Annotated in this window: 8 protein-coding genes; 5 read left to right on the plus strand and 3 right to left on the minus strand. The window is 45.8% G+C overall.

From position 1 onward, the window contains the following. Window positions 1–273: 273 nt before the first annotated feature. Window positions 274–1,743 (minus strand): glutamate synthase subunit beta, encoded by a 1,470-nt coding sequence (locus tag ACZ5ZC_RS10220; protein WP_085343971.1) that lies wholly within the window; start codon window positions 1,741–1,743, stop codon window positions 274–276. Beyond that, window positions 1,743–6,293: a glutamate synthase large subunit gene (gene gltB, locus ACZ5ZC_RS10225; protein WP_464931894.1), complete on the minus strand. Its 4,551-nt coding sequence runs from the start codon at window positions 6,291–6,293 to the stop codon at window positions 1,743–1,745. The genes ACZ5ZC_RS10220 and gltB overlap by 1 nt, the downstream gene beginning before the upstream one ends. Before the next feature lie 552 nt (window positions 6,294–6,845). On the opposite strand from gltB, the gene mnmL reads away from it, so the two are divergent. The 4 genes from mnmL to ACZ5ZC_RS10245 all read left to right on the plus strand — a co-directional run bounded on the left by mnmL (window position 6,846) and on the right by ACZ5ZC_RS10245 (window position 12,635). Next, entirely contained in the window at window positions 6,846–7,805 is a 960-nt protein-coding gene (gene mnmL, locus ACZ5ZC_RS10230; protein ID WP_317421970.1) for a tRNA modification radical SAM protein MnmL/YtqA, read from the plus strand. Window positions 7,806–7,840: 35 nt separating this feature from the next. Then, window positions 7,841–9,589: a sensor domain-containing diguanylate cyclase gene (locus tag ACZ5ZC_RS10235; protein WP_054867268.1), complete on the plus strand. Its 1,749-nt coding sequence runs from the start codon at window positions 7,841–7,843 to the stop codon at window positions 9,587–9,589. Window positions 9,590–9,829: 240 nt separating this feature from the next. Further along, window positions 9,830–12,184 carry an aerobic respiration two-component sensor histidine kinase ArcB gene (gene arcB / locus ACZ5ZC_RS10240; protein ID WP_046873978.1) on the plus strand — a complete coding sequence of 785 codons (2,355 nt, stop codon included), beginning with the start codon at window positions 9,830–9,832 and terminating at the stop codon, window positions 12,182–12,184. A 1-nt stretch (window position 12,185) separates the two neighbouring features. Then, window positions 12,186–12,635: a putative periplasmic lipoprotein gene (locus tag ACZ5ZC_RS10245; RefSeq protein ID WP_006742686.1), complete on the plus strand. Its 450-nt coding sequence runs from the start codon at window positions 12,186–12,188 to the stop codon at window positions 12,633–12,635. Between the two features lie 83 nt (window positions 12,636–12,718). Here the strand turns inward: ACZ5ZC_RS10245 and arcA are convergent, their stop codons facing one another. After that, window positions 12,719–13,435, minus strand: coding sequence for a two-component system response regulator ArcA (arcA, locus tag ACZ5ZC_RS10250; protein WP_005381824.1), 717 nt, complete (start codon window positions 13,433–13,435; stop codon window positions 12,719–12,721). 361 nt (window positions 13,436–13,796) lie between these two features. Here arcA and ACZ5ZC_RS10255 point away from each other — a divergent pair, with 361 nt between their 5' ends. After that, window positions 13,797–14,204 carry a DUF3293 domain-containing protein gene (locus ACZ5ZC_RS10255; protein WP_046873976.1) on the plus strand — a complete coding sequence of 136 codons (408 nt, stop codon included), beginning with the start codon at window positions 13,797–13,799 and terminating at the stop codon, window positions 14,202–14,204.

The following is a 14,204-nucleotide window of genomic DNA, read 5'->3' on the forward strand; positions in this document are numbered from 1 at the left end:
TTATTGTAAAAAAGGTCAAGTTATTAGTGGATAATCACGTGAATATGCGATTTACCATTTAATAAGCTAAAATAGTTTAATGATTTCAAATAGATAGAAAATTGATTGTTACAAAAAAGTAACATTTGATTCTGTGGGAAATAAAAAAGACCAGCATAAAATGCTGGTCAAAATAGAAAGATTGGAAGGAATTGTTTTCTTTCTTTGCTAATAGCCATCGATATCGCTGATGGCTATTTATGGCATTGAAAGAGGGAAGCGTGAATACTTCCGTTAAGCAGAAAGCATCAGTGAATCTGCTTTTGCTTCTAGGTTTGTGCCATCCATTAGGTAGTCATCGATAGCACGAGCACATTCGCGACCTTCGTTGATACAACGAACCACCAAAGATTGGCCTGTTCGCATATCACCAGCAGCAAATACGCCTTCTTGGTTAGTAGCAAAACCTTGAGTTGCTACGTTACCGCGATCATCTAGCGCGATATCCAGTTGAGCAAGCACGCCTGTAGGTTCTGGGTGTAAGAAGCCCATTGCTAGGAATGCCATATCACATGGGATCACTCGCTCGCTGCCTTCTACTTCTTTGAAACTTGGGCGCTCGCCTGGTTTTGCATCTTGCCAAACGATATCAGCAAGACGAAGGCCTGTGACTTCACCTTTGTCATTTCCGATGAACTCTTTGGTCAGGATGTTCCAGTGACGATCGACACCTTCTTCATGAGAGGTCGAAGTACGTAGGATCATTGGGTATTGAGGCCAAGGCATATTGGCTGGGCGCTTCTCTGGTGGAATCGGCATGATTTCCACTTGAGTTACGCTTGCTGCGCCGTGACGGTTTGACGTACCTACACAGTCTGAACCGGTATCACCACCACCAATAACAACCACATGTTTACCTTTTGCGTGAATCTCTTCCGTTTTCAGGTCCATGTTATTTGCACGGCGGTTGTTTTGACCTAGGAATTCCATTGCGAAGTGAACGCCTTTGAGCTCACGACCCGGAACTGGCAAATCACGTGGAACCGTTGAGCCACCCGTCAGTAGAACCACATCGAACTCTTGACGCAGTTGCTGAGCATTTACATCAACACCGACGTGTTGGTTTACTTTAAATTCAACGCCAGCTTCTGCCATTAGATTGATCTTACGATCAATGACTTCCATGCTCAGTTTAAAATCTGGAATACCGAAACGCAGCAGACCACCAACCTTCTCGTCTCGCTCGAATACTGTCACGGTATGGCCTGCGCTGTTTAGCTGCTCAGCAGCCGCAAGACCAGCAGGTCCAGATCCAATGATCGCCACCGTTTTACCAGTGCGAGAACGTGGCGTTTTTGGCTTGGCGTACCCTTCACGATACGCCGTTTCTACGATGGTTTTCTCGATATTACAGATAGTGATTGGGTCTTGGTTGATGCCAAGTACACAAGCACTTTCACATGGAGCAGGGCAAACACGACCAGTGAACTCTGGGAAGTTATTGGTTGAGCTTAGAATGTTCCATGCTTCTTCCCAGCTATCACGATAAACCGCATCGTTAAACTCTGGGATGATGTTACCGATAGGGCAGCCGTTATGACAAAACGGCACACCACAATCCATACAACGAGACGCTTGAGTATTGATCTTGTCACCAAACTCCTCGTTCAGAACGAACTCTTTGTTGTTCTTGATGCGTTCAGCGGGGTCGATCTTCTGTGGTAGTTCACGACCATGCTCTAAAAATCCAGTAGGCTTACCCATTATACGGCCTCCACTTGAGTTTCGTTTCCTTGAGACTGTGCTTCAGCTTTACGCTTTTGAAGCACCGCTTTATAGTCACGCGGCATTACCTTAACCATAGAGGCTAGGCTTGCTTCAAAGTTGTCTAGGAAAGACTGAGCGACTTCACTTCCTGTGAATTGAACATGCTTAGTTAGCATGTCGAGTAATAGATCTCTGTCTTCTTGCTCGATTGGATCTAGGTCTACTAACTCTGGGTTCAGTTTCGACTCAAAGTCGCCTGATTTATCCCATACGTAAGCCACGCCGCCACTCATACCTGCGGCAAAGTTACGACCTGTTGAACCAAGGATAATTGCTGCACCGCCCGTCATGTATTCACAACCGTGGTCACCGACGCCTTCTACTACTACTTTCGCGCCTGAGTTACGAACACAGAAACGTTCGCCAGCCATACCGCGAATGAAAGACTCACCCGAAGTGGCACCGTAGAAACACACGTTACCAACCACGATGTTATCTTCTGCGACAATGCTTGATTTCGCATCTGGGTAAAGTACTAACGTACCGCCAGATAAGCCTTTACCCCAGTAGTCGTTCGCGTCGCCTTCTACTTCGAACTTCACGCCCTTAGCTAGGAATGCGCCGAATGACTGACCCGCTGAACCTTTGAACTTCACGTTCATTGGTCGAGGTAGGCCGGCATCTTTGTACACTTTCGAGATTTCGTTCGACAGCATGGTGCCCGCAGAACGGTCAGTGTTGACGATAGGGAATTCGGCATTCACCGCCTCGCCTTTCTCGAGAGCAGGAATCGCCGCTTGAATCAGCTTACGGTCTAGTACCGATTCCAGATTGTGGTTCTGTTGCGTTTGGTTATGGATACCGTCTGACTCACGTGGTTGTTCAACGTGTAGAACAGGAGACAGATCTAGGTTCTTGTATTTCCAGTGAGAAACGTCTTGGCGAATCTTCAGCTTCTGACCTTGGCCGACCATCTCATCGATAGTGCGGAAGCCAAGTTCAGCCATGATTTCACGTAGACCTTGTGCCATGTATTGGAAGAAGGTTACGACGTCTTCTACGCGGCCATCAAAGCGCTCGCGAAGCGTCTTGTTCTGAGTCGCGATACCAACAGGACAGGTGTTCTTATGGCACTTACGCATCATGATACAACCTTCAACCACCAATGCTGCGGTTGCCACGCCCCATTCTTCTGCACCAAGTAGTGTTGCCACTGCAAGGTCGCGAGGTGTTTTCATCTGACCATCCGCTTGAACCACGATACGGTTACGTAGACCGTTCTTTAGTAGCGTTTGGTGTGTTTCTGCCAAACCAAGTTCCCAAGGAAGACCAGTATGACGGATTGAAGACATTGGGGATGCACCAGTACCACCGTCGAAACCTGCGATTAGTACAACGTCTGCTTTCGCTTTCGCTACACCGGAAGCGATCGTACCTACGCCAGCTTCCGATACCAGCTTCACGTTTACACGACCCGCGCGGTTCGCGTTCTTCAAATCGTAGATAAGCTGAGCCAAATCTTCGATTGAGTAGATATCGTGGTGTGGTGGTGGCGAGATAAGACCGACGCCCGGAGTTGAGTGACGTGTAGCACCGATCCAGTCATCTACTTTATCGCCTGGTAGCTGACCACCTTCACCTGGTTTCGCACCTTGAGCCATCTTGATTTGTAGCTCATCAGCGTTGGTTAGGTAGTAAGAGGTTACGCCGAAACGACCCGAAGCTACCTGTTTGATTGCAGAGCGTTCCCAATCGCCGTTCTCTTTGCGCTCGAAACGCATTGGGTCTTCACCACCTTCACCAGAGTTCGATTTTGCGCCAAGGCGGTTCATCGCAACAGCCAATGTGGAGTGTGCTTCGTAAGAAATAGAACCGAATGACATTGCACCGGTTGCGAAGCGTTTCACGATGCTTTCAATTGGCTCGACTTCGTCGATAGAGATAGAACCAGCTGGGTTCTTAATGAATTCTAGCTGGCTACGCAGAGTTACCGCGTTGTCACCTTGTTTATCGACTGCTGTCGCGTACTGCTTGAACTGATCGTAGTTCTTGTTGCGCGTAGACTCTTGCAGTAGCGAGATGGTTTCTGGGTTGAATAGGTGCTTCTCACCACGCTGTTTCCATTGGTAAACACCACCCACATCCAGCATTTGAATTGGGATTTCGCGTTGTGGGTAACCGATGCGGTGACGAACGAGCACTTCTTTAGCAATATCGTCAAGGGTGAGACCTTGGATACGAGAAACTGTACCTGTGAAGTATTTGTCGACCACGGATTTGTGGATACCCAATGCTTCGAAGATTTGCGCACCGTGGTACGACTGCAGGGTTGAGATACCCATCTTCGAGAAGATCTTCAGAAGACCGCCATTGATCGCTTTACGGTAGTTGTTGAACAGATCACGAGGGTTCGCTTCTGGATCCAGCTTCTTCGTACGCTGAAGCTCAATGATGGTTTCAATCACTAGGTAAGGGTTAACGGCGTTGGCACCGTAACCAATTAGCGTTGCAAAGTGGTGCGTTTCACGCGCGTCACCAGTTTCAACCACGATGTCACACTTCGCACGTAGGCCTTTACGGATCAAGTGGTGATGCACTGCACCAACTGCCAGCATTGCTGGGATAGCGGCGTGGTTTGAGTTCACTGCGCGGTCAGTTAGCAGGATGATTGAGTAACCATCAATAACCGCGTCTTCTGCGTATTGGCAGATACGTTTTAGTGCGCGCTCAAGCTTGCCTTGGTCTTCACTGGCTTGGAATACGATATCTAGCGTTTTCGCCTGAAGATGCTCGTTATCGATCGCACGCAGTTTCTCAAGCTCAGAGTTCGCCAGAACAGGCGATTCCAATTCGACTTTCTGACAGTGAAGTGGTGTTTCAGTCAGAAGGTTTTGGTCTTTACCCAAGTAAGTGTTCAGCGACATCACCATACGCTCACGGATCGGGTCGATCGGTGGGTTAGTTACCTGTGCAAACAGCTGCTTGAAGTAGTTTGAAAGATGTTGAGACTGATGAGATAGAACTGCAAGAGGCCAGTCGGCACCCATTGCTGACAATGGTTCTTTTGCGTCATTCGCCATTGGAACGATGATTTCGTTCACTTCTTCAGTACTTACGCCAAACGCTTGTTGGCGGTGTAGAAGATGTTCTGGCTTAGGTTGGCTGAACTGGTTGCTCGCATCTGGCAGCTTCTTCAAGCTCAGTAGGTTTTCTTCTACCCACTTTTCGTAAGGCTGCGCTGTTGCGATGGTGTCTTTCACTTCTTCATCAGAGATGATGCGACCTTGCTCTAAGTCTGCAACGAAGATGCGACCTGGTTGTAGACGACCGCGGAACTCAACGTTCTCTGGCTCAATATCCACAACACCAGATTCTGATGCCATTACTAGGAAGTTATCTTTGGTCACTGTGTAGCGAGAAGGGCGCAGACCGTTACGGTCGAGTGTCGCACCAACTTGAACACCATCAGTAAAACATACTGAAGCCGGACCATCCCATGGTTCCATGATGTTAGCGTGGTACTGATAGAACGCGCGACGCTTAGGATCCATGTTTTTGTTTTCTTGCCATGCTTCCGGGATCATCATCATCAATGCGTGCGGCAGGCTACGACCAGAAAGAACTAGGAGCTCAAGTGCCATGTCAAAGTTAGATGAATCCGAACTGCTTTCCTGACAAATAGGAAGCAGCATGTCGATTTCAGCTTGGGTAAATAGATCGGATTCAATGATCGCCTCACGGGCTTTCATCCAGTTCAAGTTACCGCGAACTGTATTGATTTCACCGTTGTGGGCAATGTAACGGAAAGGCTGTGCAAGACGCCATTTCGGGAAGGTGTTGGTAGAGAAACGAGAGTGTACCAGTGCCAGTGCAGTCACCATGGTCGGGTTTTGTAGATCAAGGAAGTACTGAGGCACTTGCTCGGTCGTTAACTGACCTTTGTACACCAATGTCTTGTAAGACATTGAGTTAATGTAGAAGTCGTCACCAATGTTCGAAACGCTTTCTAGGCAAACACGTACAGTGTAGTTACGAAGTACGTACAGTTTGCGCTCTAGCTCTTCAGGTGTGATACCTGGACCACCAGAGATAAACACATGCTCAAACTGAGGTTCTGTGCTTAGTGGGTCTGCACCGATCATTGAGTTATCGGTTGGCAATACACGGTAGCCGATAACTTCAAGATCTAGACGCTGTGCGTTACGTTCTAGAATGTCACGGCATTGCTCGCGTTTGTATTCGTCTTTCGGGAAAAGTACGACACCCACACCATACTTTTCAAATGAAGGCAGTTTAATGCCGAGCTTAACGGCCTCTTCTAATAGGAATTCATGAGGTTTTTGTAGCAAGATACCCGCACCATCACCGCTGCATGGATCACAACCTTGACCACCACGGTGCTCCATGCGAGCTAGCATATCCAATGCTTGAGTCACTACTTCATGAGATTTACGGTTTTTAAGGTGAGCAACAAAACCGATACCACACGCGTCATGCTCCAATTCAGGAGTATATAGACCCTGTGGATTTTGCTCTCTATCTACCATAGATACATCCTTCCAGTTCAATGTCGACGCAAAAGCACCAGGCAGGCAAATGCCACCTAGACCATTGATTACGTCTTGTCCTTTATATTTATTATCGCCACCGATCTAGGTTGACCGATCTTGATTCCTTTCCGTATCTCGCAGGAAAAGTTTTGCGAGAAAAACAATCCTTGGTGGTATCCCTTTATTTATTGCCACTATTTAGTGATTTATATAGGTAGGAGTGGGATAACACCGACAAATCCCGCAGTGTACTTTGTAATAAAAGTCACAAAAATAACGGGGTTGTGTAAGTATCCTACAATTTTGTCACTTCAGAATGCAATGAAAAAGTCGACGTTGTGACCCAATTTTTTCGTTTAATTATGCATTTTTAGTTTAACATTTACGCAACATGAACGTTTTTTATCTGTATTTATGCAGGTTTATTGATTTTGAGCCGTATGATGTTTGTTTGAATTGACTAGTATTGTGTGTTTTTTCTTGCAGGGATGTAATTTATTTACACAGATCGTAGTGAGATTGATTACGGTTCATTGTTGGTGAGAATTTATGCAGTTACATGAGTTGGTCAATACAATCGGCCAAGACCTTCAGCGTCGATACGGTGAAAAAGTCCATAAACTAACGTTGCACGGTGGATTTAGTTGCCCTAACCGAGATGGCACTATTGGTCGGGGAGGATGTACTTTTTGTAATGTGGCTTCGTTTGCGGATGAAGAAGTACAGATAAAGAGTATTCACGATCAGTTGAAAGATCGTGCGGGCGAAATTCATCGAGCGAAGAAGTATCTCGCTTATTTTCAGGCTTACACCAGTACTTATGCGGAAGTGCAAGTGCTGAAAAATATGTATGAAGAAGCACTAAAAGCGGCTGATATTGTGGGATTGTGTGTCGGGACTCGTCCAGATTGCGTGCCTGATGCCGTATTAGATTTGCTGTCTGACTATGTACAGCAAGGTTATGAAATTTGGCTAGAGTTAGGGCTTCAAACCGCTAATAACGACACCCTTAAGCGCATCAATCGCGGTCATGATTTCGAATGTTATGCCGAGATCACCAAGCGTGCGCGTGCGCTAGGTATTAAAGTCTGTACTCATTTAATTGTTGGATTACCGAAAGAAAGCCGCGACGATAATATTGAGACGCTGCAAAAAGTGTTAGCCGTGGGCACGGATGGCATTAAGTTACATGGCTTGCATATTGTGGAAGGCAGCACGATGGCGAAAGCGTGGCGTGCAGGACGATTAGAGGCGCCAGTGCTAGAAGAGTATGTCGCTATTGCCAGTGAGATGATTCGTATGACACCACCAGATGTGATTTACCATCGCGTTTCATCAGCAGCTCGTAGACCTACCTTATTATCGCCACTGTGGTGTGAAAATCGCTGGCTGGCGATGACTGAAATTGGTCGAGCTCTCAGTGAACATGGTGCTCAAGGAAGCCTAACGGGAAACGCTTTTATCTATACTAAACCGGAATTAATAGCAGATCGCTCAATAAATAACTGATATATTTTAACCAGTTTTCTTTAAAGGTTTAAACGATGGATCAGTTACTCAATTGGCTTTGGGATGGTCAAGGCGGTTATGGCTATGTCGTCTTGTTATTAATCGCTAGCGTGTGCGCGTTAGCACTGATCTATTTGCACTTTCAAACATCACTTAAGCAACTCGTAACGGATTCACCCTATCCAGTCATAGTGCTGGATACTGGTCATGCTCAGATCTTGTTATCTAACCAAGCTGCAATGCAGTTGTTAGGTATTCGCTCTTTAGGAACGGGATATTTGTATCCCGCTTTATTCGATATTCGTGCGCTTGAGTCGTTTCTCGACAGTGTCTCTAGTCGTCATTTTAGCCAGCAGGTATTTGACTGGCGCTTATCTGAGAGCGAATCTATCAAGGTGGAGTTGTCAGGAAGAAAGAGTTTGCTGCGCAATCACCGTGTTTGGATCATCTACGCGCAGCCATATCAATCCACTCATCAAGAGCAGCAACAAGAGCTTGCGCAATTAATGATTGCCCGTTCGGCACTAGACTCACTCTCTGAGTTAATTTGTACCCAAGATCGCCAAGGGAATTTATTAACGACGAACCGAGCATTTGATCAATTTTGGGAAGGGCGAAGGGAAGAAGCCTGTGCATCAAAGGCTTCCATGGGCGAGGCTACCAGAAAGAGTGAGCGCAAGTGGACGACGGATCCACAAGGTCGCAGTTGCTTATTGGAAGTGAATCAAAATTCCCTTGTGTCACCGAGTGGTGAGCTGATCGGTACATTATCCATTAGTCATGATGTGACCGAGTGGCACAAAATGCAGCAAAACCTGAGAGATGAAATGGAGCGCCGTAAAGATACAGAAGTTGCGTTGGCGCAAAGGGATACTATCTTACAAACTATTCTTGACGCTAGCCCTGACTCTATCGGTATCTTCAATGAGAATATGGTCTATCAAGCGTGTAATAAACCGTTCGTTAATGCATTAGGTATTTCAGACGTGTCTGATTTGATAGGTAAGCGCCTTCAAGATGTCATTCCTGAAGAGATGTACGCTCGCTTAGCCGCTAGTGATTTAGATGCATTGCGTCAGTCAGAACCTGTCCGATACATAGATAAAGTCGTTAGCAGTGATGGCAAAAGTACGTGGTTTGATGTGGTGAAATCGCCCTTTAAAGATAAAGCTTCAGGAACGAATGGTGTGCTGATCATGGCGCGTGATATTTCTGAACGTTACCTTGCCGAACAAAAGTTGGAGAGAGCCAATTTAGAGTTAGAAAAGTTGAGCTTTATGGACAGCTTAACTCAGGTATCGAACCGACGCCGCTTCGATGAACAACTGCAGGTACTATGGTACCACCATGCCCGCGAAAAGCTGCCGCTCACTATCATGTTGTGTGACATCGACTTTTTCAAAGATTACAACGACTGTTACGGCCATCAGCAAGGTGATGAAGCATTGGTCAGTGTTGCTACCGTATTCACAAAAGTCATCAATCGCTCCTCGGATTGTGTTGCGCGTTATGGTGGTGAGGAGTTTGGATTTATCCTGCCGAATACCACAACGGAAGGCGCGAGCAATGTAGCGCAGCGTATTCATGAACAAATTCGACAACTCGATATGGAGCACGACAGCTCAGAAGCATCGGAACGTCTCACGGTCAGTATCGGTCTTGTCTCTTATATTCCTCAACATGGTGATGAACCGGAAATGGGTATTGCCATGGCTGACAGTGCGCTATACCAAGCCAAAGCGGATGGACGTAATCGCACCTGTATTCACCCAAGTTCTTGCTAACGCTTTGTGACCGCTTGCTCTAAGTTGATAGCTGATTGTTTAAATCGCCGTATTAAACACGTTAAACTTACCGAAGCCTGTGCGTTCGTTGGTTAACTTATCTTTTTATCTGTTTAGCAAGCGCAGTTCGCACTACGTATTTTTCACTAATCACACAGACCTAAATTGCGTTAGGCCGAATATGTCTGCTCGTTTTTTATCATTGAAGGGCAACATCTAGCCAGCACCATGGAGTAGTTAATGAAACCCATGAAAAATCTCGCCCAGTATTATGTCGACTTGCTAGTCAAACTGGGGATTGTTCGTTTCTCGATTTTGCTGGCCCTTGCGCTGGTGGCATTAGCCGTTGTGGTGCAGGTGGGGATTACTTTAGCTCTCAAGGGGCGAGTCGACGATATCGACATTGTCCGTTCGGTGTTTTTTGGTCTCTTGATTACACCTTGGGCGGTTTATTTTCTTTCTGTTGTTGTTGATCAGCTAGAAGAGTCTCGTCAGCGTTTAACCAAGTTGGTGTCCAAACTGAAAGACATGCGCTCGCGAGACCAAGAACTGAATTATCAATTGCAACAAAACATCGAAAAGCTCAACCAAGAAATTGAAGAGCGCATTAAAGCAGAAGAAGCTCGTGAAGAAGCAATGCAAGATCTCGAAAACGAGGTGTTCCAACGAGAGCGTACTCAGTTAGAGCTGGCGGAACGCACTGCACTACTGCGTTCATTTATTGATGCTTCGCCAGACTTAATTTACTACCGCAATGCCGATGGTGTGTTCTCCGGTTGTAACCGGGCAATGGAAGAGCTAACGGGCAAGAAAGAGCACCAGTTAGTCGGATTAAGCCCTTGGGATGTGTATAGCAAAGAAATCGCTGAGCACATCGTTGATACTGACCAAAAGGTCTTTGCCGATAATCAAGCCATCACTTACGAGCAGTGGCTAGAGTATCCTGATGGACGCAAACACTACTTTGAACTGCGTAAAGTGCCGTTTTACAGCAAAGATGGTCGTCACCTTGGATTGGTAGGTTTTGGCCGTGATATCACTGAACGTAAACGTCATGAAGAGTCATTAGAGAAAGCAAGTCGTGATAAGACTACTTTCATCTCAACCATCAGTCATGAACTGCGAACGCCACTAAATGGCATTGTGGGTTTAAGTCGCATGCTTCTCGATAGTCCGTTGACAGAAGAGCAGCGCAAACACATGCAGACCATCAATGTGAGTGCGATTACGCTAGGGAACATCTTCAACGATATTATCGATATGGATAAGTTTGATCGCCGCAAGCTAGAACTATTACCTGCGCCACTTAACTTCGAAGACTTCGTCGCTGAGATTGAAAGCATCTCAGCTTTGATGGCGGAGCAAAAAGGGCTGCGTTTTGACTTAGAACGTTTGAGTGATTTACCAAAAGCAATTGAAGTGGATGCGACCCGTTTGCGTCAGGTAATTTGGAACTTGGTTAGTAACGCAATGAAGTTTACCAAAGAAGGTGGCGTTGTGATGACGGTGAGCGCGGATGTAGAAGACGATTTTGCCACCATTATTATGGAAGTGGAAGACACAGGTATTGGTATACCGGAAGATGAGCTCGATAAAATCTTCGCCATGTATTACCAAGTGAAATCAGGTAAAGACAACCTACATGCTGTCGGGACTGGTATAGGCCTGGCGGTGTCAAAACAGCTGATCAATATGATGGATGGTGACATTACTGTCGCTAGTGAAGAGGGTTTTGGTAGTACTTTTACCGTATCGATTCACGTTCCTATTGTGGAACTCGAAGAACCTGTCATTGATGCAAAACGCGATAATGTGCATCTCAACATTTTTATGGTCGAAGACATTGAGCTTAACGTCACCGTGGCCAAATCGTTGCTTGAGAGCTTAGGGCACTCCGTTACCGTGGCGATGACGGGACAAGAAGCGCTCGTGAACTTTGTGCCAGAAAAATATGACTTGGCGTTGTTGGATATTCAGCTGCCTGATATGACGGGGTTTGATGTCGCAAATTATTATCGCGAGCATTATAACAATCTGCCTCCATTGGTCGCCCTAACAGCTAATGTGATGAAAGATCGTCGTGAATACTTAGATAACGGCATGGATGATGCCATCAGTAAACCGCTTGCTGTGAACGCCATTCAGTCTGTAATTGATAAATTCTTCGCGCATCAGGTAGAGCAGCAAGAGCAACCTGAGAGCGTTCCAGAAACAGTGGAAGAGCCGACTCCTTCTCCTGTGATTGAGACACACTTGCTCGATATGGATATGTTAGAGTCTTACGTCGACATTGTTGGTGCCAAGCCGGTCTACGACAGCATAAAAATGTTTGAAGACATGATGCCAGACTATATTGATGTCTTAGACTCAAACATGACGGCAAAAGATCAAGATGGGATTGTTTCTGAAGCGCATAAAATTAAAGGCGCTGCAGGTTCGATTGGCCTCAAACGTATCCAAAGTGTGGCGCAGAAAGCGCAATCTCCCGATATGCCAGCATGGTGGGAAAACATTTCAGACTGGGTTGAAGAGATCAAAAATGAATACCAAAACGATATTCAAGTCCTCAAAAGTTGGTTGGAACAAAGGAAATAACATGAAAAAAATCGCACCGTTGGCGTTGGTTATAGCATTGATGGCAGGCTGCAGTTCCGTTCCAAGTGTGAACTGGCAACAAAACAGTCAGATTACGATTAACCAGGTGAATGTCGAGCTCAAAAGTAACTTATGGGTGAACCTGATGCCGACCGTTGGGGAAGTGCAAGAGCAAAGCATTCAAGGATCACTTTACCTTGAAGGAGACCAATTACTCCCAGCCAACCTGACTGCCGAAGCGCTTATCATCAAGCAAGGAGAAAAAGAGTGGTGGGTGGATGAAGACTCTTTAGAAACTCGAACTCATAGTGAGAGCCAATGGGAAGTAGCCTTCACGTCTCAGGTAGACGCGGACACAGAAAAATCGGTTGATATCGCGGTACTTTTAGACGACGCAGGTAAACAGCGCTGGTTAGTGGAAAAGTACGTGAAGATTAACAAGGTTTATTAGATTCAGTGATTGTCCGCTAATTGCTAAACCCAAAATAAAAGGGCTTGCTCAATGAGCAAACCCTTTGCGTATTAGCGATTCAATTAGTCTTCTAGATCGCCACAGAAGCGGTAACCTTCGCCGTGGATAGTCGCGATGATTTCAGGAGTACCTGAAACAGACTCAAAGTGTTTACGAATACGACGAATCGTTACGTCTACAGTACGGTCATGCGGCTTAAGTTCACGGCCAGTCATCTTCTTAAGAAGATCGGCGCGAGTTTGAATCTTACCTGGGTTTTCACAGAAGTGCAGTAGAGCTCGGAACTCAGAGCGAGGGAGCTTGTAGCTATCACCAGCAGGGCTTACTAGAGAGCGGCTGTTGATGTCCAGTACCCAACCATTGAATTCATACTTTTCTACTGAGCGTTTCTCTTCTTGCACCGCGTTAGAGCTCATTGAGCGGCTAAGTAGGTTGCGAGCACGAATAGTCAGTTCACGTGGGTTGAATGGTTTAGTGATGTAGTCATCTGCACCAATCTCAAGACCTAGGATCTTGTCCACTTCATTGTCACGGCCTGTCAGGAACATTAAAGCAATGTTCGCTTGTTCGCGTAGTTCACGCGCTAACAGAAGGCCATTCTTGCCTGGAAGATTAATGTCCATAATAACCAAGTTGACTGAGTTGTCAGACAACACTTGGTGCATCTCTTCACCGTCACTGGCTTCAAAAACAGCGTATCCCTCTGCTTCAAAAATACTCTTAAGAGTGTTACGAGTTACTTGCTCATCTTCAACGATAAGAATCTGCGGGGTTTGCATTGGCGGTACCTAAATTTGTGACAAAATTGTGCTAATAGAATAAATTCTAGGCAAAAATATAACATACAGGTAATGTGATTTTGATAATAAATCAAGTTGATCAAAAAAACACTTCTTTCAGTTATCCGCCCTCCATGGAATTTTGCCAACTCACCAGTATCCAATGGCGACGTTTATTCTAAAGGGCTTGTTTACCTTTCATTTCCTGCTTTCTGTGGGGCCTGAAACGTAAACACCCTAAGATATGGAGCGGATTTTATATTGTTAACAGCATGCTAACAATGCTCAAATGTTAATTCCATTCAGTTTGTTGATTTATATCAATTGATGAAATGTAACTGTTATTAATCGTTTAAGACTTATGATAGAAAAAAGTAATACGAACATAGACGCATCGTTATGGAATGCTTATTCAGAATCTTTTTTCAGATTCGAGGCCGAGTGGTACGTTTCAAACTACGCTGTGATAACCGCTTGGAACCCATACAGTAATTTGCGGTCCAAAGAAGAGAACTGCATAAGCAATCAAGCATTAGAAACACTGCTACAGCACGTTAATTACGCGCCTATCACAGTAGGTGACAGCTCTTTTACATGGTATGAGGAAAGCTTTGCCGTCGAGTTATCACCAGAGGCGGCGGTCGCATTGGCGAATGACTTTCAACAAAACGCGATTTACTACGTCATTGATGATCAACTTTACCTTATTGCGTGCTCACAGCCGAAAGTGTTGCATAAGTTAGGCTCCCTTAAGCCTCGACTCGTATAG

The sequence above is a fragment of the Vibrio sp. JCM 18905 genome, from assembly GCF_055393305.1.

Bases quoted from the DNA above. Each gene is read 5' to 3' on its own strand.
- ACZ5ZC_RS10220 (WP_085343971.1), bottom strand. From the start codon at position 1,743: ATGGGTAAGCCTACTGGATTTTTAGAGCATGGTCGTGAACTACCACAG.
- gltB (WP_464931894.1), bottom strand. From the start codon at position 6,293: ATGGTAGATAGAGAGCAAAATCCACAGGGTCTATATACTCCTGAATTG.
- mnmL (WP_317421970.1), top strand. From the start codon at position 6,846: ATGCAGTTACATGAGTTGGTCAATACAATCGGCCAAGACCTTCAGCGT.
- ACZ5ZC_RS10235 (WP_054867268.1), top strand. From the start codon at position 7,841: ATGGATCAGTTACTCAATTGGCTTTGGGATGGTCAAGGCGGTTATGGC.
- arcB (WP_046873978.1), top strand. From the start codon at position 9,830: ATGAAACCCATGAAAAATCTCGCCCAGTATTATGTCGACTTGCTAGTC.
- ACZ5ZC_RS10245 (WP_006742686.1), top strand. From the start codon at position 12,186: ATGAAAAAAATCGCACCGTTGGCGTTGGTTATAGCATTGATGGCAGGC.
- arcA (WP_005381824.1), bottom strand. From the start codon at position 13,435: ATGCAAACCCCGCAGATTCTTATCGTTGAAGATGAGCAAGTAACTCGT.
- ACZ5ZC_RS10255 (WP_046873976.1), top strand. From the start codon at position 13,797: ATGATAGAAAAAAGTAATACGAACATAGACGCATCGTTATGGAATGCT.